A 20,695-nucleotide genomic window follows, 5' to 3' on the forward strand; every position below is an offset into this window, starting at 1 on the left:
GTCGGGTTCAGGACATCGCCGGTTGCAGGCGGCCAGAGGCGCGGCGATACAGATACAGCGTCGCGCACAGGGCACAGAGCGCAGCAAAACTCATCCAGTAGCCGGGTGCGGCCTTGTCACCGGTGTACTGGATCAGGAAGGTCGACATCGCCGGGGTGAAACCACCGAACACGGCCGTTGCCAGGCTGTACGCCAGGGAGAAACCGGCGACGCGCACTTCGGTCGGCATGATTTCCGTCAGCGCCGGGATCATCGCGCCGTTGTACAGGCCGTAAAGGAACGACAGCCACAGCAGCACCAGCAGCATGTTGACGAAGCTGGGTGCATTGACCAGATAGGTCAGCGCCGGGTAGGCCGTGGCCAGTGTCAGCAGCGCCATGGCGATCAGCACCGGGCGTCGGCCGACACGGTCAGACAATGCCCCGCCAATCGGCAACCAGAAGAAATTCGACACACCGACCAGCAGGGTCACCAGCAGCGCATCCGAGGTGCTCAGGTGCAGCACGGTCTTGCCGAAGGTCGGGGCGTAGACGGTGATCAGGTAGAACGCCGTGGTGGTCAAGGCGACCATCATCATCCCGGCCAGCACCAGCGCCCAGTTTTGCGCCAGCGTGCGGAACACATCGCCCATGCGCGGCCGGTGCTTGCGCTTGGCGAACTCTTCGGTTTCCTCCAGGTTGCGACGCAGGAAGAAAATGAACGGCACGATCATGCAACCCACGAAGAACGGAATACGCCAGCCCCAATCGGCAATCATCGCCGGCGCCATCCACTGGTTCAGCCCGTAACCCAGGGCTGCCGCGACGATAATTGCCACTTGCTGGCTGCCCGACTGCCAACTGGTGAAAAAGCCCTTGTTGCCGGGCGTGGCGATTTCCGCGAGGTACACCGAGACGCCCCCCATTTCCGCGCCGGCCGAGAAACCCTGCAGCAAGCGGCCGACCAGCACGATGGCCGGGGCGAACAGGCCGATGGTTTCGTAGCCGGGCACCAGCACGATCAGGATCGTACCGCTGGCCATGATCGACAGCGTGACGATCAGGCCTTTGCGTCGACCGACGTCATCGATATAGGCGCCGAGCACCACCGCGCCCAGCGGTCGCATCAGGAAGCCCGCGCCGAACACGGCAAAGGTCATCATCAACGAGGCGAATTCGCTGCTGGCCGGGAAAAACACGGCGGCGATCTGTGTGGCGTAGAAGCCGAAAAGGAAGAAATCGAACTGTTCGAGGAAATTGCCCGATGTCACTCGGAAAATGGCGCCGGCGCGGGAACGCCCGGAAGGGATTGCTGCAGTCATTGACCTGTACTCCACCGCTGTTATGACGTGCACCACCTGGTCGCGGCGCACGGTTCTTATTGAGGCGAATGGTGGAACAGGGAGATCGATATGATAAGTGCATTGTTGGCATGCATTGATGCGCAAGGCGGATCAATGGTTGAGAGCCGATGCCCTTTCGAACAACGCGAGCCTGCTCGCGATGGACTGCGCGTCAGCCAGGTTGCCAGGTCAGGCACTTCACTCGGAGCGACGTCAACAGACCGTCTGCCCACCCAGCCGATACTGGTTGTTCCCGCTGCGCTTGGCCTCATACATCGCCAGGTCGGCAATGTGAATCAGGCGGTCCATGCTTGGCGCATGGTCCGGGAACACGGCGACGCCGAGGCTGGTGCCGATGTGGCGGTGCTCGCTGCCGATGGCGATGGGGGGTGAGAGTTCGACGAAGATCTTCTGGCAGATCACGCGCGCCTCGTCTTGCAGGCTGCCGGCCTGCGGCAGACCCTGGAGGATGACCACGAACTCGTCGCCACCGATGCGGGCGACGGTGTCGGTCGAGCGCAATACCCGTTTCAGGCGTGTGGCCATGGTGACGAGCACGCGGTCGCCGGCCGCATGGCCGTAACGGTCGTTGATGGCCTTGAAACCGTTGAGGTCGATGAACACCAGCGCCACCCGCGTGTTGCTGGTTCGCGCCTGTTCCAGCGCACTGGACAGACGCTCCTCGAGCACCAGGCGATTGGGCAGGCCGGTCAACGGATCGAAGTGGGCCAGGTGCTGCAAGTAGCTGGCGGAGGCTTTTTCTTCAGTGATGTCACGCACCACCCCCATCATCTTGATCGTTTCGTCGTGGGCGTTTTTCACCACATTACCGGTTTCGCGCAGCCAGCGAATGGTGCCGTCGGGCCAGATGACGCGGTACTCCTCGTCATGATTCTCGCCGGTTTCCAGGCAACGCAGTTCACCGGCCCGCACCCTTTCCCTGTCCTCGGGGTGCACGCAGCTGCAAAACAGGGCGTAGGAGGGCACGACTTCGCCGATCTTGAACCCGAACATGCCGAAGATCGCGTCGGACCAGTACAGGCGCTCCGTGTCGACATCCCAGTCCCAGGTGCCGATGCGGGCGAAATACTGGCTGCGCTTGTAGCGTTCGACGTCGCCTTTCTCCGGGCTGGCCTGGCGTTCGGGAAAACCGGCAAGCAGCGCTCTACATTCGGCCAACTGCTTGCGCAGCGAACGCTCGCGCCAGATCAACAGGGCGACCAGGAACAACACCGTTGCGGCGAGTGCTGCGCTGATCCAGATGAAAACAGGTGCCATCATGGCGAGCCATCATTGCGGGTCATTGCGCTTATGGTAGACCAGACACCCGCGCAATTGCAGCAACGGCCCTGACACAATCCGCTCCGCGAGTGAGCGCGACAGGTCGCCGGCCATGGGCGCAGGCGCAACGGCCTCGGCTCGATGGATTGCCTTCGAAGGCAATTTCTGCGAAAACCTGCGTCCGCAGCCCGTAGCTGGGTGACAGAGAATGAGTGGAAACATGAGCGACGAACTGCACATCATCGACATCGAGCCGGGTGACGGCAAAACCGCTGTCAAAGGCGCGCTGATCACGACCCAGTACCGCGGCTGGCTGGAAGACGGCACCGAGTTCGATTCTTCCTACAGCCGGGGCAAACCGTTCCAGTGCGTGATTGGCACCGGGCGGGTGATCAAGGGCTGGGATCAGGGCATCATGGGCATGCAGGTCGGTGGCAAGCGCAAACTGCTGGTGCCGGCGCATCTGGCTTATGGCGAACGCACCATGGGCAAGATCACGCCGAATTCGAACCTGATTTTCGAGATTGAATTGCTCGAAGTGCTGACGCGGGATGATTGAGCCCTAGGCCTGAAAGGTTTCCCGATAGGCGTACAGCCCCGGGGTGCCGCCCGTCATGACGAACAGCACATTGTCGCCGGCGCGGAAATGCCCTTGCCGTAGGTCGGCCAGCAGGCCGGCAAAGGCTTTGCCGGAGTACACCGGGTCGATCAGCAAGCCTTCGGCGCGGGCCATCAGGCGCACGGCGTCCTGCATGGCGTGGGTCGGCAGGCCGTAACCGGCGCCCAATTGGCTGCCGTCAATGACGATCTCCTCGGCCGTCGGGCTGGCATGGCTGTCCAGTAATGCCAGGGTGTCCCGGGTCAGGTTCAGGGTGCGCGTCGCCGAAGACTGACTGTCCGACAGCACCGAATAAGACTTGACGATCGATGTGCCGCGTCCCAGCAACTGGAAACCGGCGGCCAGCCCGGCGTGGGTGCCGGCGCTGCCGTTGGGCACCACGACCTGGTTGAAGGTGAGGCCGAGCTCGCTCTCCTGGCGTGCAATCTCTGCGGCACAGCGGGCATAGCCCAGACTGCCCAGCGGGGTCGAGCCGCCCATGGGAATCACCCGTACCTGGCGCCCAGCGTCACGCAGCTGCGCGGCCCGTGTTTCCGCCAGGGCGAGTGCGTCGGCGCCCGCGTTCAGCACCTGGAGCTCGGCGCCAAACAATTGATCGAGCAACACGTTGCCGTTGAGTTCGTAGTCCACATCGGTCTTGGGCACCGAGCGAGTCAGGATCAATACGCAGGCCATGCCCAGACGGGCACAGGCGGCGGCAGTCAGGCGTGCATGGTTGGATTGGACGCCGCCGACGGTGATGATCGTATCGACGCCACCCTGCTGCGCCGCGCCGAGATGAAATTCAAGTTTGCGCAGCTTGTTGCCACCGCCGCCCAGGGACATATGGTCGTCACGCTTGAGAAACAGGCCAATGCCCTGTGAATCCAGACCCAGCCGCCGTTCCAGTCGTTCGGCCCGTTGAATGGGCGTCGAACCTTGCAGCAGGTCGGCTCGGGCAAAAGCGTTCAGGGACTTGTCCAGTGGGGTGTGCATCGATGGCGCCTCGTTGACGGTTATTCACCTGACTGTAGGGAGAACGGCGCGGGCGATAAACGCTGTGCCAGTCATTACAGCTTTAACCTGATGTAATGAATGAGCCACGCTTGCGCGACCGCTGACCCGATCAAGGGTCCTTGGCCGACTTGTGCGCGGGAGGTCGAAGCTATACTGTATATGCAAACAGTATAGGGCCGATCCCATGGAACTCATCGACAAGCTCGGCATCCTTGCCGACGCCGCCAAGTACGACGCTTCCTGCGCCAGCAGCGGCGCACCGAAGCGCAGCTCAGAAGGCAAAAGCGGCCTGGGCGCCACCGATGGCATGGGCATTTGCCACAGCTACACCCCGGACGGGCGCTGTGTGTCGCTGCTGAAGGTTCTGTTGACCAACTTCTGTCTCTACGACTGCCAGTATTGCGTCAATCGCCGCTCCAGCGATGTGCCCAGGGCGCGGTTCACACCCGAGGAAGTGGTGAAGCTGACCCTGGATTTCTACCGGCGCAATTGCATCAGCGGGCTGTTTCTCAGTTCCGGGATCATTCGTTCGGCGGACTACACCATGGAACAGTTGGTTCGCGTGGCGAAACTGCTGCGTGAAGAGCATGAATTTCGCGGCTACATCCACCTCAAGACCATTCCCGAAGCCGACCCGGCACTGATCGAGGAAGCGGGGCGCTATGCCGATCGGCTGAGCGTCAACATCGAATTGCCCACCGATGCCAGCCTGCAGACCCTGGCCCCGGAGAAGCAGCTGGGCTCGATCCGCCAGGCGATGCAGACCATCTACACCGGTGAGCAAACCGTGCTCAACGAACCCCGAGCAGCGAAATTCGCGCCGGCCGGGCAGAGCACGCAAATGATCGTCGGTGCCGACGAGACCGACGACAGCACCATTCTTCACAGTGCCCAGGCGTTGTACGGCAACTACCGTCTGCGCCGCGTGTATTACTCGGCCTTCAGCCCGATCCCCAACAGCCCGAAAAGCGTGCCCCTGGCGGCGCCGCCGCTGATGCGCGAGCATCGTTTGTACCAGGCGGATTTTCTGCTGCGCAGTTACGGCTTCAGCGCGGGGGAGTTGCTCAAGGGGCCGGGGCACCTGGCGCTCGATATTGACCCCAAGCTGGCCTGGGCGCTGGCCAACCGCGATGTGTTTCCCCTGGACCTCAACCGCGCCGAGGCGACGCTGATCGCGCGGATTCCCGGTATCGGCCTGCGCACCACCGAGCGTCTGGTGGAACTGCGCCGCCAGCGACGGATTCGTTACGAGGACCTGGCGCGCATGCGCTGCGTACTGACCAAGGCCAAGCCGTTTTTCATCACCAGCGACTACCACCCGCAACAGGCCGAGGTCACCAGCGATTTGCTGTATCAGCAGATGCGTGACCGACCGCAGCCGCAGCAAATGGGGTTGTGGGGATGATCAACCTCGATTGCGACGACCTGTTCGACACCTGGCGTCAGCAGGCGAGATGGCTGCTGAGCCATGGAGTCGACCCCAGCAGGGTGAGCTGGGCCTGTGAAGGTGTGACGGATCTGTTCGCCAGTGACGAGCCGTTGCCTGAAGCCCTGGGGCCGTTCCAGGCGCGCATCCCGCGAACCTTGCTCGATACGCTCGAACAGGCGGCGCGTTATCGGGGCGATCAGCGTTGGAGCCTGCTGTACGAAGTGTTGTGGCGGGTCAGTCACGGCGACCGCACGGCGATGATGGCAGGCGACCGATTGGGAAGTGAATTACAGAGAAGAATCAAGCAGATACGACGTGAATCTCATCATTTACATGCATTTGTGCGGTTTGTCGCGCTGCCACAAAACCCGGGGCCGCAGTACGTGGCATGGCACGAGCCAGCCCATGACATCCTGCTCAGCGCCAGCGAACATTTCATCGGCCGCATGGGCCGCCATCGCTGGCTGATCGCCACCCCCGGGGACGGGGTGTACTACGATGGCGAGCAGATGATTTACCAACGCCGGTGCCCGACGCAATGGCAGCAACTGGCGCAAAACGTCGACGATCCCCACGGGGACATGTGGTTGACCTACTACAGCCATATTTTCAATCCGGCGCGGCTCAACCCGAAGGTCATGCAGGGGCACTTGCCTGCGAGGTTCTGGAAAAACCTGCCTGAGGGCGCATTGATTCCAGGGTTGATCACCCAGGCGCGGACCGGCAAGCAACAGGATGGCCAGGCTGAAGGGATCAAGGGCAGGGGCGGCAAGCGGATTGGGCAGAGTGGCCAGTGATTCCTCTGTGGGAGCGAGAATGCCCGCAGTGCCTGGGTGTTCATCGCGAGCAGGCTCGCTCCCACAACTTGGCACTGAACACAAAAAAGCCCCCCATCGCCTTGGCAATGGGGGGCTTTTCGTGACAGCGACTGAATCAGTTCAAACCTTGACGATCCAGCCGGCTGGCGCCTCGACGTCGCCGGTTTGCACGCCAGTCAGCTCCTTGTAGAGCTTCTGGGTGATCGGGCCGACTTCGGTTTCGCTGTGGAACACGTGCAGGTGGTCGTTGTAGCTGATACCGCCGATTGGCGTGATCACTGCCGCGGTACCGCAGGCGCCGGCTTCCTTGAAGTCCGACAGCTTGTCGATCAGCACGTCACCTTCAACCACTTCCAGGCCCAACCGCGATTTGGCCAGTTCGATCAGCGACAGACGGGTGATACCCGGCAGTACCGATGGAGATTTCGGGGTCACGAACTTGTCGTCGTGGGTGATCCCGAAGAAGTTGGCCGAACCGACTTCCTCGATTTTCGAGTGGGTCATCGGGTCAAGATAGATGGCGTCGGCGAAGTTGGCTTTCTTGGCCTGGGAGCCCGGCATCAGGCTGGCGGCGTAGTTGCCACCGACCTTGGCGGCACCGGTGCCTTGTGGCGCGGCGCGGTCGTACGAGGAAATCACGAAGTTGTGCGGGGTCAGGCCACCCTTGAAATAGGCGCCAACCGGGATGCAGAAGATCGAGAAGATGAACTCTGGCGCGGTACGCACGCCGATGTTGTCACCCACGCCGATCACGAACGGACGCAGGTACAGCGCGCCGCCGGTGCCGTAAGGCGGAATGAAGCGTTCGTTGGCGCGGACCACGGCCTTGCAGGCTTCGACGAACTGTTCGGTGTCGACCTGTGGCATCAGCAGGCGGGCGCAGCTGCGCTGCATGCGCTGGGCGTTCTGGTCCGGGCGGAACAGGTTGATCGAGCCGTCCTTGCAACGATAGGCCTTCAGGCCTTCGAAGCATTGCTGGCCATAGTGAAGGGCCGTGGAGCCTTCGCTGATGTGCAGCACGTTATCTTCGGTCAGGGTGCCCTTGTCCCATTCGCCGTTGCGAAAGTACGACAGATAGCGTTTGTCGGTCTTGATGTAGTCAAAACCCAACTTGTCCCAATTGATGCTTTCGTTACCCATGACACCCTCTATCACTTAACAGCCGCCGAAACGGTCAAGGCTTCTGACGTTTTTTGGATGGGCACAACAATACTTCATTCTTGGGCGGTTTCGCAGCCCGGACCATCGGATCACAGGCAGATAAATACCGTTGCCCTCAAGAATTCGCGAGCAAGCCCGCTCCCACAGGATCAGGGCACAGTCAATGTGGGAGCGGGCTTGCTCGCGAAGGGGCAGCCGCTACGCCACCGATTTCCATGATTCACATATGCAAGGCATGCCCCAAAGCACGCAACGCCGCTTCCTGAACGGCTTCACCCAAGGTTGGATGGGCATGAATGGTGCCCGCGATGTCTTCCAGGCGAGCGCCCATTTCCAGGCTCTGGGCAAAGGCCGTCGACAATTCCGAAACGCCCACGCCCACCGCTTGCCAGCCCACGATCACGTGATTGTCCCGACGAGCGACCACCCGCACGAAACCGCTTTTCGATTCCAGCGTCATCGCCCGGCCGTTGGCCGCGAACGGGAAGCTCGACACGATGCAGTCCAGGCCGGCGGCCTTGACGTCGTCCGGGGTCTTGCCCACCACGACCAGTTCCGGGTCGGTAAAGCACACGGCGGCGATGGCGGTCGGGTTGAATTCGCGGGTTTTGCCGCTGATCAGCTCGGCGACCATTTCACCCTGGGCCATGGCCCGGTGCGCGAGCATCGGTTCGCCGCTGACATCGCCGATGGCGTAGACATTGTGCATGCTGGTCTGGCAGCGGTGGTCGACCTTGATCGACGCGCCGTTCATGTCGAGATTCAGCGCTTCCAGATTCCAGCCCTGGGTGTTCGGCTTGCGACCGACCGCGACCAGGACCTGGTCGGTCTCCAGATTCAGGATGTCGCCATTCGGATCGCTGACTTGCAGGGTATTGTTATTGGAATCAAAGGCTTGAACACTATGTTTCAAGTAAAGTTTCACGCCGAGTTTTTTCAGCTCGTCGTGTACTGGCTGGGTCAGTTCAGCGTCGTAGGCCGGCAGGATTCGATCCTGCGCCTCGACCACGCTGACCTCGACGCCGAGCTTGCGATAGGCAATCCCCAGCTCCAGGCCGATGTAACCACCGCCCACCACGATCAGCCGCTTGGGCAGCGACTTCGGTGCCAGGGCCTCGGTGGAGGAGATGACCGGCCCGCCAATTGGCAGCATCGGCAGGTTCACGCTTTTCGAACCGGTCGCCAGCACCAGATGTTCGCAGTGGATACGGGTGTCGCCGACCTCAACGGTCTTGCCGTCGATGATCCTGGCCCAGCCCTGGACCACCTGGACCTTGTTTTTCTTCAGCAGCGCGGCAACACCGGTGGTCAGGCGATCAACGATGCCATCCTTCCATTCGATGCTCTTGCCAATGTCCAGGGTCGGGGCGGCGACGCTGATGCCCAGAGCCGAATGCTGGCTGTGCCGTTGCGTCTGGTGGAACTGTTCGGCCACGTGAATCAACGCTTTCGAGGGGATGCAGCCGATGTTCAGGCAGGTGCCGCCCAGTGACTGGCCTTCCACCACAATGGTCGGAATGCCCAACTGGCCTGCGCGAATCGCCGTGACATAACCGCCAGGACCGCCGCCGATGATCAGCAGGGTAGTGTTCAAAGTCTGCATGCCTTACTCCACGAACAGCGTAGCGGGTTGTTCGAGCAGGCCGCGAACGGCCTGGATGAATTGCGCCGCGTCCATGCCATCGACCACGCGGTGATCGAAGGAACTGGAAAGGTTCATCATCTTGCGAATCACGATCTGGCCTTTGACCACCATCGGGCGCTCGACGATCTTGTTCACGCCGACGATCGCCACTTCCGGCAGGTTCAATACCGGCGTGCTGACGATGCCTCCCAGCGCGCCCAGACTGGTCAGGGTAATGCTGGAGCCGGACAACTCGTCGCGACTGGCCTTGCCGTTGCGAGCAGCGCTGGCCAACCGGGCAATTTCACTGGCGTTGTCCCACAGGCTGCGCGCTTCGGCGTGACGCACCACAGGCACCATCAAGCCGCTGTCGGCCTGGGTGGCGATGCCCACATGCACGGCGCCAAGGCGCGTAATGACCTGGGCTTCGTCGTCGTAACGGGCGTTGATCTGCGGGAAATCGCGCAGGGCGACGACCAGGGCGCGGACCAGGAACGGCAGCAACGTCAGCTTGCCACGGGTCGCCCCATGCTTTTCGTTCAGGTGCGCGCGCAGCTCTTCCACCGCCGTGACGTCGATTTCCTCGACATAACTGAAGTGCGCGGCACGCTGGGTCGCTTCCTGCATGCGCTGGGCAATCTTGCGGCGCAGGCCGATCACCGGGATCTGTTCTTCGTCGTGGCGCTGGGCATAGGCGGCAGGAACGGCCTGGGCATTCGACTGCCCTTGTGCCAGGTAGGCTTCGAGGTCCTCGTGCAGCACACGTCCGGCAGGGCCGGTGCCACGCACCAGGCGCAACGCAATACCCAGGTCGAGTGCATGTTTGCGCACGGCCGGGGAGGCCAATGGCCGTTCATCCGCTTCGCGAGCCAGCATTGGCCCTTGGCACACAGCGGCTTTTGGCACCGGCGCGGCGGCGGGTTTGCTTTCCTCTCGGGTTTCGACGACCGCTGCCACGACCGGCGTTGGCTCTGCCGCTTCAGCTACAGCTACAGCGCCTGGCTTGACGTTCCCCGCGCCTTCGACTTCGATGCTGATCAGCACGCTGCCGACCGCCATGACTTCGCCCGGCACACCGCCCAGCGAGATGACCTTGCCGTGCACCGGCGAAGGGATGTCGACCATCGCCTTGTCGGTCATTACATCGGCCAGCACCTGATCTTCGACGACCATGTCGCCGACCTTGACGTGCCAGACCGACAATTCAACTTCAGCAATGCCTTCGCCAATGTCCGGCATTTTAATGACGTGCGTGCCCATTCAGACCTCCATGACCCGTTGCAAAGCCGCGCCCACTCGGGACGGACCAGGGAAATACGCCCATTCCTGCGCGTGCGGGTAGGGGGTGTCCCAACCGGTGACGCGTTCGATGGGCGCTTCCAGGGAGTGGAAGCAGTGCTCTTGCACCAGGGCCGCCAGTTCGGCACCGAAGCCGCAGGTACGGGTCGCTTCGTGAACGATCACGCAACGGCCGGTTTTCTTCACTGACTTGGTGATGGTTTCCAGGTCCAGAGGCCACAGGCTGCGCAGGTCGATGACTTCGGCATCGATCCCGGTTTCCTCGGCCGCCACTTGCGACACGTACACCGTGGTGCCGTAGGTCAGGATCGTGACGTCCTTGCCCGGGCGGGTGATGGCGGCGACGTCCAGCGGCACGGTGTAGTAACCGTCCGGGACTTGTGCGGCGGGGTGTTTCGACCAAGGCGTGACCGGACGTTCGTGGTGGCCATCGAACGGGCCGTTGTACAGGCGTTTGGGCTCGAGAAAGATCACCGGGTCGTCGTTTTCAATGGACGCGATCAGCAGGCCCTTGGCGTCGTAGGGGTTGGACGGCATCACCGTGCGCAGGCCGCAGACCTGGGTGAACATCGCCTCGATACTCTGGCTGTGGGTCTGCCCGCCATAGATGCCCCCGCCGCACGGCATGCGCAGGGTCATGGGCGCGGTGAACTCGCCGGCCGAGCGGTAGCGCAGGCGCGCCGCTTCGGAAATGATCTGGTCCGATGCCGGGTACACATAGTCGGCAAACTGAATCTCGGCCACCGGACGCAAGCCGTAGGCGCCCATGCCGACGGCGACGCCGACGATGCCGCTTTCGGAGATCGGCGCATCGAACACGCGGGAAGTGCCGTATTTGTTCTGCAGGCCTTCGGTGCAACGGAACACGCCGCCGAAGTAGCCGACGTCCTGACCGAACACCACGACGTTATCGTCACGCTCAAGCATCACATCCATGGCCGAGCGCAGGGCCTGGATCATGGTCATGGTGGTCGTGGTCATGGCGGTATCCAGCTGAATATTGTTGTTGTGATCGTTCATGTCAGATCCCCAGCTGCTGACGCTGGCGCTTCAAGTGCTCCGGCATCTCTTTGTAGACGTCTTCGAACATGGTCGCGGCGCTCGGAATCCGGCCACCGGCGAGGGTGCCGTACTGTTCGGCGGCTTTCTGCGCGGCGATGACTTCGGCTTCGAGTTCGGCACTGACCGCAGTGTGTTCTTCCTCGGACCAGTGGCCGATTTTCACCAGGTGCTGCTTGAGGCGCGCAATCGGGTCACCCAGCGGGAAACAGCTCCAGTCGTCGGCAGGACGGTATTTGGACGGATCGTCGGAGGTGGAATGCGGACCGGCGCGGTAGGTGACCCATTCGATCATGGTCGGGCCGAGATTGCGGCGGGCGCGTTCGGCGGCCCAGCGGGACGCGGCGTACACCGCGGCAAAGTCGTTGCCGTCGACCCGCAGGGAGGCGATGCCGCAGCCGACGCCGCGACCGGCGAAGGTGGTGGCTTCACCCCCGGCGATGGCCTGGAACGTGGAGATCGCCCACTGGTTGTTGACCACGTTGAGAATGACCGGCGCCCGATAGACGTGGGCGAAGGTGAGGGCGGTATGGAAGTCGGATTCGGCGGTGGCGCCGTCGCCGATCCAGGCCGAAGCGATCTTGGTGTCGCCCTTGATCGCCGAGGCCATGCCCCAGCCCACCGCCTGGACGAACTGGGTGGCGAGGTTACCGGAGATGGTGAAGAAACCGGCCTCTTTCACCGAGTACATGATGGGCAACTGGCGGCCCTTGAGCGGGTCGTTCTCGTTGGAAAGCAGTTGGCAGATCAGGTCCACCAGCGGCACTTCACGTGCCATCAGGATGCTTTGCTGACGGTAGGTCGGGAAGCACATGTCGTCGATGTTCAACGCCAGGGCCTGGGCGCTGCCGATGGCTTCTTCGCCAAGGCTCTGCATGTAGAACGACATTTTCTTCTGGCGCTGGGCAACCACCATGCGGTTGTCGTAGATCCGCGTCTTGAGCATGGCGCGCATGCCTTTGCGCAGGATCTCGACCGGAATGTCTTCGGCCCAGGGGCCCAGGGCATTGCCCTCGTCATCAAGCACGCGAATCAGTCCGCGGGCCAGGTCGGCGGTGTCGGCAGGTTCGACGTCGATGGCGGGTTTGCGCACCGTACCGGCGTCAGTCAGGCGCAGGTAGGAGAAGTCGGTCTTGCAGCCTGGGCGGCCCGAAGGTTCGGGAACGTGCAGGCGCAGCGGTTCGTACGCTTGGTTCATGGTTTCTACGCTCGATCTTGTGAATTTCTTGTAGTGAGCTGACTGTCATTCCACGGTGATGGAAATCTTGTCCTACAAACATCATAGGCCCGGCGCAGGAGAATATTTATCTGTGTTTCGTTGCGTTGGCGATCATTTGGGGATAAAAAATCTGCACAAACATAAAAATCAGGTGATTTTGTCTCATGCGCAAACTGGACCGTACCGACATCGGCATTCTCAACAGCCTCCAGGAGAATGCGCGCATCACCAACGCCGACCTCGCCCGTTCGGTCAACCTGTCGCCCACCCCGTGCTTCAACCGGGTCAAGGCCATGGAAGAGCTGGGGGTGATCCGCGAGCAGGTGACGCTGCTGGACGCCGACCTGCTGGGGCTGCACGTGAATGTGTTCATCCATGTCAGCCTGGAAAAGCAGGTCGAGCGGGCGTTGCAGCATTTCGAGGAAGCGATCTCGGATCGCCCGGAAGTGATGGAGTGCTATCTGATGGCGGGTGACCCGGACTACCTGATCCGGGTGCTGGTGCCGAGCATTCAGTCGCTGGAGCGCTTCATGATGGATTTTCTCACCAAAGTCCCGGGGGTGGCGAACATCCGCTCGAGTTTTGCGCTCAAGCAGGTGCGCTACAAGACCGCGCTGCCGTTACCGGCCAATGGCCTGACGCTGGGGGCTTGACCCGGCCAGTGTGCCGATCAGAGCTTGTTCAGCGGGATTTTCAGGTAGGTGACGCCGTTGTCTTCGGCGGGCGGCAAATGCCCGGCGCGCACATTGACCTGAATGGCCGGCAGCAGCAGGGTCGGCATGCCCAAACCGGCGTCGCGCCCGGTGCGCATGGCGACGAAGGTCGCTTCATCGATGCCGTCGCGCACGTGAATGTTGCGCTTGCGCTGCTCGCCCACGGTGGTCTGGCATTGGTGCTCGCGTCCCTCGGGCGGGTAGTCGTGGCACACGTACAGGCGCACGCCGGCGGGGAAGGCCAGGAGTTTGCGGATCGAGGCAAACAACTGGTTGGCATTGCCGCCGGGGAAGTCGCAACGCGCCGTGCCGACATCCGGCATGAACAACGTATCGCCCACCAGGATCACGTCGCTGTCGATCAGGTAGGCCATGTCCGCCGGCGTATGGCCGGGCACATGCAGCGCGGTGGCCTTGAGGTTGCCGATCATGAACGATTCGTCCGGCGCGAACAGGTGATCGAACTGCGAGCCGTCCACGGCAAATTCCGCTTCCAGGTTGAACAGGCCCTTGAACACCCCCTGCACCGCGCTGATCGACTGGCCAATGGCGATTTGGCCGCCCAGCAATTGGCGCAGGTACGGCGCAGCGGACAGGTGATCGGCGTGGGCGTGGGTTTCCAGCAGCCATTGCACCTGCAAGCGGTGTTCCCTGACGAACGTCACGATCCTGTCCGCCTGGGTGGTGGCGGTGCGGCCGGCGGCGGGGTCGTAGTCGAGCACGGGGTCGACGATTGCACATTGGCCGCCTTCGGCTTCGTAGATGACGTAGCTGTAGGTCGATGACGCGGGGTCGAGGAAGGCTTCGATCAAGGCAGGCATGGTGGCCGTTTCTTCAGGGACAGGCATTGAGGGTAGTGTGATTTTCCCCGGGCTGACCAGCCCCGGAATCATTCAAAGGGTGAAAAAAACGCCCGGGGCTCTATCCTGTCAGGCATCGATACCGGGCGTTCCCGGCTCTTTTCGCGGATTTCGAGTGTTTTATGTTGCTGGCAAGTGTGTTTGGCCTGGTCATGGGGCTGGTGCTCGGGTTGACCGGCGCCGGGGGCGGCATCCTGGCGGTTCCGGCGCTGGTGCTGGGGTTGGGCCTGAGCATGACGCAAGCGGCGCCGGTGGCCCTTTTTGCCGTCGGCAGCGCGGCGGCGGTCGGCGCCATCGACGGTTTGCGCCATGGCCTGGTGCGCTACCGTGCGGCGTTGTTGATCGCGTTGCTGGGGGCACTGTTTTCGCCGGTTGGCATCTACCTCGCCCACCAATTGGCGGAACGGACGCTGATGATCCTGTTCAGCGGCCTGATGGTCATGGTGGCTTGGCGCATGTTGCGTCGCGAACGCCGCGACGACGGTCCGAGCGATCACGGCCACGCCAACTGGGGCCAGAAAAACTGCATGCTCGATCAGCAGACCGGGCGCTTTTCCTGGACCGCCAAATGCACCGCGACCCTGGCGGCGCTTGGCGCGGTGACCGGAGTGGTGTCCGGTTTGCTCGGGGTCGGTGGCGGGTTTCTGATCGTCCCGGCGTTCAAGCAACTGACCGATGTGCAAATGCGCGGCATCGTCGCCACGTCGCTGATGGTCATCAGCCTGATTTCCGCCATTGGCGTCATCGGTGCGTTGCAGGCCGGCGTGCGTATCGATGGCCTGGGCTTTGCGTTCATCGCCGCGAGCGTGGTCGGCATGGTCATCGGCCGCAAGCTCTGCGCGCGGGTGCCCGCCCGGGCGTTGCAGGTCGGCTTCGCCACGGTGTGCGTGGTGGTCGCGGCCTATATGCTGCTCCGTTCGCAGGGCTAGCGGTCTTACATCCTAAGTTCCGGGCCCCGTCGCGGCCCGGTCCTACGCCCAAGTTGCCGAGCTGGCAGCGTCGCTCCAAAGCACTTCATAACCGCCTCCAAGGCAGCGTATGACGCCGCCGGTCGGCTTTCGATAATCGCCTCCGACATCCAGTCCCCATGCTGCGGAGCGCGTCATGCACAACAATAAGAAATTCAAGCGTCGTTACTTGCCAGCCTTTATCGCCAGCCTGTCGGGCCTCGGGCTGAGCACCCTGGCCGAAGCCGAAATCATGCTGTACGACAAGGACCAGACCACCTTTTCCACCGATGGCTATATCAACGCCTTCTATGTGAACAGCGACGTCGACCGCGCGGGCGAGCAGTACGACCGTCGGCAGGCGCGGGTCAAGATGGGGTTCCTGCCCAACTACCTGGGCTTCAACATGGGCAAGCAGGTCGACGATCTCAAGCTCGGCGCCCGGGCGTCGTTCTGGGTGACCATCAACGACAGCGAAACCAACGGCACCGACACCGCCATCGACGTCCGTCAGTTCTACGGTACGGTGGCCAACCCCGAGTGGGGCGAAGTGCTGATCGGCAAGGATTTCGGCCTGTTCGCCCGGTCCAACATCCTGCTGGATGAACTGCTCGCCGGTTATGGCCAGGTCAGCGACACCCTGGGTCTGGTCGATGGCGGCGGCGTATCGTTCGGCAACATCGGCAGCGGTTACCCCTATCCGTTTCCGACGTCGCAGATCACCTATCGCACCCCGGTCATGGACGGTCTGCGAGTGGCGGTGGGCATCATGGATCCGGTGGACACCAACGACAGCAGCCCGACCGGCAAGGCCTACCAGGAAAATCCGCGCACCGAGAGCGAAATCACCTACCAGTTCGACGTTGGCGGGGCGAAGATCTACAGCTGGCTCAACGGCAGCTACCAGACTTCGGACAACACCGACTCCACGGTCGAGTCCGTCACGTCCAAGGGCGTCGGTTATGGCGTACAGGCGAAGATGGGCGGCTTGTCGCTGACCGGCTCGGGGTTTCAGGCCAAGGGCATCAACCCGTTCTTCACCAACAACGCGGGCGAACCGACCTTGCGCAATGTCGACAGCGACGGGTATCTGTTGCAGGGCTCCTACAAACTGGGCAAGAACCGCCTGGCCCTGTCCTACGGCAAGACCAAGGATGATGGCAATGGCGTGGTCGGCAGCGGGGCGGACTACGAGACCCGCGGCATCGCGCTGTTCCATGACGTCAACGACAACCTGAAGCTGGTGGCCGAGTACAACCAGTTCGAAATCAATGGCCATGACACCAGCGCGCAGAATGAAGACACCGACACCTTTGCCGTGGGTGCGGTGCTGACCTGGTAACCCCGGGCCTGCACCACGCTGAGCACCTGTGGGAGCGAGCCTGCTCGCGATGATGTCGGGTCAGTCGATAGACAGGTTGACTGACCCACCGCCATCGCGAGCAGGCTCGCTCCCACAGTTCCATTCACCGGCTGCCTCCTCCCATCGAACCGCCAGACCGCTACCCAAGTAGCATACGGCGCCAACCCCGGCCTTCGTACACTCGTGCCTCATACAGGCGCCTGCGGGAGGCGACGATGCAAGGGCTCAATAACGAAGGTATCGTCAGCGCCATGTCCCAGGCGACCGATGCCCAGCAAGCGGCACAGGAGCTGGCGCGCCAGCTGCTGCACCCGCACCTGGGCTTCGTGCTGTTCTTCTGTTCCGCCGAATACGACTTGCAGGCACTGGGGCAGGCCCTGCAGCAGAGCTTTGGCGGGATCCGCCTGGTCGGCTGCACCAGCGCCGGGGAAATCACGCCGTTGGGCTACGGGCGCAACTGCGTGACGGCGGTGGGTTTCGATCATCGGCATTTCTCCATCGACGCCGAACTGATCGACGAAATGGAGCGCTTTAGCCTGATCGACGCCCAGCAGGTGGTGGAGCGCCTGGTGAGTGGCTGTCGCAGCAATACCCTGGCACCGATCAAGGGCAACAGCTTTGCCCTGACCCTGCTCGATGGCCTGTCCAGCCGTGAAGAAATGGTCCTGGCAGCATTGAGCGCGGCCCTGGGTGACATTCCGCATTTCGGCGGTTCGGCCGGTGACGACAATTACCTGACCCACACTCACGTCTACTTCGGCGGCGAGTTCCACAGCGGCGCTGCGGTGGTGATGCTGGTCAACACCTGGCTGGACTTCGAAGTGTTCACCACCCACCACATCCTGCCGCGCGCGGAAAAACTGGTGGTCACCGGGGCGGACAGCACCTCGCGCCGGGTCTTCGAGCTCAATGCCGAACCGGCTGCGGAGGAATATGCGCGGCACATCGGCATCCCGGTGGCTGACCTCGATCACCGGATCTTCGCCGCCCATCCGCTGGCGGTGCGCATCAACGATCAATACTACGTGCGGGCAATCCAGCAGGTGCATGCCGACCTGAGCCTGAGTTTCTACTGCGCCGTGGAAAACGGCATCGTCCTCACCGTCATGACCCCAGGCCCGATGCTGCCCAACCTGCAAACCCTGTTCGACGGTTTGCAGGCGCGGCTCGGCGATTTGTTGCTGACCATCGGTTGCGACTGCTTCCTGCGACGCATGGAGCTGGAAGACGACGGCAGCCTCGAACAGATCGGCCGCTTTTTGCGTGAGCGGCGGGTGATGGGGTTCAACACCTACGGAGAACAGTTCAATGGCATGCACATCAACCAGACCTTCACCGGGGTCGCCATTGCCAAAGGCCGTTCCCCCGGACGCCGCTGAGCCGGACCTGCAAGCCCAGGTGGCCAGTCTGCAGCACGAAAACCGGAAATTGCAGCGCATCAATGCGGCATTGATCGAGCGCATCGAGTCCGGTGTCACCCGTGGCAATGATCCCTATCGGGCGTTCCAGCACTCGGTGGTGCTGGCCGAGCAGGTGCGCGAACGCACCGATGCCCTGAACCAGGCCATGGCCGAACTGAAATCGGGCAATCACTTGCTCAGCGAAGCACGACTGCGGGCCGAAACCGCCCACCAGCATTTGATCGATGCCATCGAAAGCATTTCCGATGCCTTTGTGCTGTTCGACGCCGAGCAGCGCATCGTGCTGTTCAACAGTCGTTTCAAGGCCTTCTGGAGTAACAGTCGGGTGCGCATCAATGCCGGCATGCGCCTGGCTGAAGTGAAGCGCCTGATGTTCTCCACCGGCCTGTTCACCGAGGAGCCGCGCGGGCAGGCTGACGAAAACCTGCTGTATCGCCTGCACAACGGGCGCTGGCTGCAAGTCAGCGAGCGGCCGACCCAGGAAGGCGGGCGAGTGATCCTGTTTACCGACATCACCGACGTCAAACACAGCGAGACCATGCGCCGCGAGCAGGCCGTGGCGCAAAAATCGCACCTGTTGCAACGGGCCGTGGACAACCTGTCCCAGGGCGTGGCCATGGTCAACGCCGAGGGTGTGCTGGAGTTGTGGAACCGGCGTTTCCTCGAACTCAGCGGCCTCGCCCCGGTGGCGGCCCATCGCCCGTTCGCCGAAGTGATCGCCGACAGCGAATTGAGCCTGCTGACCCCGGCCACTCACGATGGCAACGGACGTCCGGTGCAGGAGCTGGAGCAGCGGCTGTACGATGGCCGGGTCCTGGAGATCCGCACGCACCCGCTGCCCACCGGCGGTTTCGTCAACACGTTCACCGACATCACCGAACGCTATCAGCACGCCGAGGCGCTGAGCGAAAGCGAACGCTGGATCCGTCTGATCACTGACCACGTCCCCGCGCTGATTGCCTACCTCAACGCCGACCTGGTCTATGAATTCACCAACAAGGTCTACGAAGAGTGGTACTGCTGGCCACGCGGCGTGATGCTCGGGCAGAGCCTGCGCGAAGTGCACAGCGAGCAGCATTACCAGCGCCTGGAAGCCTATGTCGCCCGGGCCCTGGCGGGCGAAAGCGTGACGTTCGAGTTTGCCGAAACCAACATCAACCATCAGGAGCGCTACATGCTGCGCTCCTACGTGCCGAACCGGCTGGCCAGCGGGGAAGTGGTGGGCATTTTCGTGCTGATCCGCGACATCACCGAGCGCCGGCGCACTGCCGAGGCGTTGCACCAGGCCTACCAGAACCTGGAGCTGCGGGTACGCGAACGCACGGCGGAACTGACCACCCTCAACGATCAGCTGTTGAGGGAAATCGACGAGCGCCGGCGTGTCGAATCCCGTCTGCGCGAGGCCAAGCTTGAAGCCGAGCAGGCGAACCTGTCGAAGACCAAGTTCCTCGCCGCTGTCAGTCACGATTTGCTGCAACCGTTGAACGCGGCGCGGCTGTTCACCAGCGCCTTGCTGGAACGCGGGGAACCGCTGGCCAACGAGATTCTGGTGCGCAACGTCAGCAATTCCCTGGACGACGTGGAAAACCTGCTGGGCACCCTGGTCGACATTTCCAAGCTCGATGCCGGCGTGATCAAGGCCGATATCGCCCCGTTCGCTCTGAGTGAGTTGCTGGAAAACCTCGCCGCCGAATACACCCAGGTGGCGCGCAGCGAGGGTCTGGCGCTGCATTTCATCCCCTGTTCGGCCCTGGTGCGCAGTGACATTCAATTGCTCGCGCGGATTTTGAGAAACCTGCTGAGCAATGCGATTCGCTACACCTACATCGGGCGCGTGGTGCTCGGCTGCCGGCGTCGGCACCAGAAGCTGTCGATCGAGGTGTGGGACAGCGGCATGGGCATTGCGGAAAACCGCCTGGAAGAAATTTTCCAGGAGTTCAAGCGCGGTGACGTGCAGCGCCCTGACCAGGACCGTGGCCTGGGCCTGGGGCTGGCCATCGTCGAGAAGATCGCCGGGATTCTCGGGCACCGCATTCACGTGCGCTCGTGGCCGGGCAGGGGTTCGGTGTTCAGCGTCGAGGTGCCGCTGAGCGCCACGGCGCCCAGGGCGCTGCCCTCGTTGCTGATGAGCGAGCCGATGCTCGAGCGTTTGCGCGGGGCGCGGGTCTGGGTGCTGGACAACGACGCCGCCATTTGCGCCGGCATGCGCACATTGCTCGAGGGCTGGGGATGTCAGGTGATCACGGCGTTGTCGGAACAGGACCTGGCGCGGCAGGTGGACAACTACCATGCCGAAGCGGATCTGCTGATAGCCGATTATCACCTGGACGATGATCAGAATGGCGTGGACGCGGTGGCGCGGATCAACGCGCGGCGCGCTTCAGCGATTCCGGCGATGATGATCACCGCCAATTACAGCAACGAACTCAAACTGCAGATCCGCGAGCTGGGACACACCCTGATGCACAAGCCGGTCAGGCCGATGAAGCTGAAGACGGCGATGAGTCATTTGCTCGGCCGGCCTTGAAAGCCTGCGGTGCTGGCCAGGGCACTTTCGTCGGAATG

At 62.4% G+C, this 20,695-nt stretch carries 17 protein-coding genes; 8 read left to right on the forward strand and 9 right to left on the reverse strand.

Features of this window, described 5'->3' with window-relative positions; translation table 11 throughout:
* Positions 1–7 precede the first annotated feature (7 nt).
* Positions 8–1,300 carry an MFS transporter gene (locus tag ACM6IM_RS04280; protein ID WP_414864287.1) on the reverse strand — a complete coding sequence of 431 codons (1,293 nt, stop codon included), beginning with the start codon at positions 1,298–1,300 and terminating at the stop codon, positions 8–10.
* Between the two features lie 234 nt (positions 1,301–1,534).
* A complete protein-coding gene (locus ACM6IM_RS04285) occupies positions 1,535–2,602 on the reverse strand; it encodes a diguanylate cyclase domain-containing protein (protein WP_414864288.1) in 1,068 nt (355 codons plus the stop codon).
* A gap of 220 nt (positions 2,603–2,822) precedes the next feature.
* Here ACM6IM_RS04285 and ACM6IM_RS04290 point away from each other — a divergent pair, with 220 nt between their 5' ends.
* Positions 2,823–3,161 (forward strand): FKBP-type peptidyl-prolyl cis-trans isomerase, encoded by a 339-nt coding sequence (locus ACM6IM_RS04290; RefSeq protein ID WP_414864289.1) that lies wholly within the window; start codon positions 2,823–2,825, stop codon positions 3,159–3,161.
* Positions 3,162–3,164: 3 nt separating this feature from the next.
* On the opposite strand, the gene ACM6IM_RS04295 is transcribed toward ACM6IM_RS04290, so the two are convergent.
* Entirely contained in the window at positions 3,165–4,196 is a 1,032-nt protein-coding gene (locus ACM6IM_RS04295) for a D-cysteine desulfhydrase family protein (protein WP_414864290.1), read from the reverse strand.
* Between the two features lie 205 nt (positions 4,197–4,401).
* Between ACM6IM_RS04295 and ACM6IM_RS04300 the strand changes: the two genes are divergently transcribed.
* Together ACM6IM_RS04300 and ACM6IM_RS04305 are read left to right on the forward strand one after the other, a co-directional pair.
* Complete coding sequence (locus tag ACM6IM_RS04300) at positions 4,402–5,622, forward strand: putative DNA modification/repair radical SAM protein (RefSeq protein ID WP_414864291.1); 1,221 nt, start codon at positions 4,402–4,404, stop codon at positions 5,620–5,622.
* Positions 5,619–6,443, forward strand: a complete 825-nt coding sequence (locus ACM6IM_RS04305; protein ID WP_414864292.1) for a TIGR03915 family putative DNA repair protein — start codon at positions 5,619–5,621, stop codon at positions 6,441–6,443. The genes ACM6IM_RS04300 and ACM6IM_RS04305 overlap by 4 nt, the downstream gene beginning before the upstream one ends.
* Before the next feature lie 141 nt (positions 6,444–6,584).
* On the opposite strand, the gene ACM6IM_RS04310 is transcribed toward ACM6IM_RS04305, so the two are convergent.
* The 5 genes from ACM6IM_RS04310 to ACM6IM_RS04330 all read right to left on the reverse strand — a co-directional run bounded on the left by ACM6IM_RS04310 (position 6,585) and on the right by ACM6IM_RS04330 (position 12,805).
* Positions 6,585–7,604: a branched-chain amino acid aminotransferase gene (locus ACM6IM_RS04310; RefSeq protein WP_192303181.1), complete on the reverse strand. Its 1,020-nt coding sequence runs from the start codon at positions 7,602–7,604 to the stop codon at positions 6,585–6,587.
* A gap of 241 nt (positions 7,605–7,845) precedes the next feature.
* Positions 7,846–9,228 carry a dihydrolipoyl dehydrogenase gene (lpdA, locus tag ACM6IM_RS04315; RefSeq protein WP_414864293.1) on the reverse strand — a complete coding sequence of 461 codons (1,383 nt, stop codon included), beginning with the start codon at positions 9,226–9,228 and terminating at the stop codon, positions 7,846–7,848.
* Between the two features lie 3 nt (positions 9,229–9,231).
* Entirely contained in the window at positions 9,232–10,509 is a 1,278-nt protein-coding gene (locus ACM6IM_RS04320; protein ID WP_414864294.1) for a dihydrolipoamide acetyltransferase family protein, read from the reverse strand.
* Entirely contained in the window at positions 10,510–11,568 is a 1,059-nt protein-coding gene (locus ACM6IM_RS04325) for an alpha-ketoacid dehydrogenase subunit beta (RefSeq protein ID WP_201190046.1), read from the reverse strand.
* A 1-nt stretch (position 11,569) separates the two neighbouring features.
* Positions 11,570–12,805, reverse strand: a complete 1,236-nt coding sequence (locus ACM6IM_RS04330; RefSeq protein ID WP_192303173.1) for a 3-methyl-2-oxobutanoate dehydrogenase (2-methylpropanoyl-transferring) subunit alpha — start codon at positions 12,803–12,805, stop codon at positions 11,570–11,572.
* Positions 12,806–12,990: 185 nt separating this feature from the next.
* Here ACM6IM_RS04330 and bkdR point away from each other — a divergent pair, with 185 nt between their 5' ends.
* Positions 12,991–13,479, forward strand: coding sequence for a Bkd operon transcriptional regulator BkdR (bkdR, locus tag ACM6IM_RS04335; protein ID WP_192303171.1), 489 nt, complete (start codon positions 12,991–12,993; stop codon positions 13,477–13,479).
* A 17-nt stretch (positions 13,480–13,496) separates the two neighbouring features.
* Here the strand turns inward: bkdR and ACM6IM_RS04340 are convergent, their stop codons facing one another.
* Entirely contained in the window at positions 13,497–14,360 is an 864-nt protein-coding gene (locus tag ACM6IM_RS04340) for an MBL fold metallo-hydrolase (protein WP_192303169.1), read from the reverse strand.
* Positions 14,361–14,521: 161 nt separating this feature from the next.
* Between ACM6IM_RS04340 and ACM6IM_RS04345 the strand changes: the two genes are divergently transcribed.
* The 4 genes from ACM6IM_RS04345 (at position 14,522) to nahK (ending at position 20,657) form a co-directional block, all read left to right on the forward strand.
* Positions 14,522–15,328, forward strand: coding sequence for a sulfite exporter TauE/SafE family protein (locus tag ACM6IM_RS04345; protein WP_414864295.1), 807 nt, complete (start codon positions 14,522–14,524; stop codon positions 15,326–15,328).
* A gap of 175 nt (positions 15,329–15,503) precedes the next feature.
* Positions 15,504–16,688 (forward strand): porin, encoded by a 1,185-nt coding sequence (locus tag ACM6IM_RS04350; protein ID WP_192303165.1) that lies wholly within the window; start codon positions 15,504–15,506, stop codon positions 16,686–16,688.
* Between the two features lie 236 nt (positions 16,689–16,924).
* Complete coding sequence (gene nosP / locus ACM6IM_RS04355) at positions 16,925–18,088, forward strand: nitric oxide-sensing protein NosP (RefSeq protein WP_414864296.1); 1,164 nt, start codon at positions 16,925–16,927, stop codon at positions 18,086–18,088.
* Positions 18,018–20,657 carry a hybrid sensor histidine kinase/response regulator NahK/ErcS' gene (gene nahK / locus ACM6IM_RS04360; protein WP_414864297.1) on the forward strand — a complete coding sequence of 880 codons (2,640 nt, stop codon included), beginning with the start codon at positions 18,018–18,020 and terminating at the stop codon, positions 20,655–20,657. The genes nosP and nahK overlap by 71 nt, the downstream gene beginning before the upstream one ends.
* Positions 20,658–20,695 lie beyond the last annotated feature (38 nt).

It is taken from the genome of Pseudomonas sp. IT-P12 (genome assembly GCF_949767465.1).
Taxonomy (GTDB): domain Bacteria; phylum Pseudomonadota; class Gammaproteobacteria; order Pseudomonadales; family Pseudomonadaceae; genus Aquipseudomonas.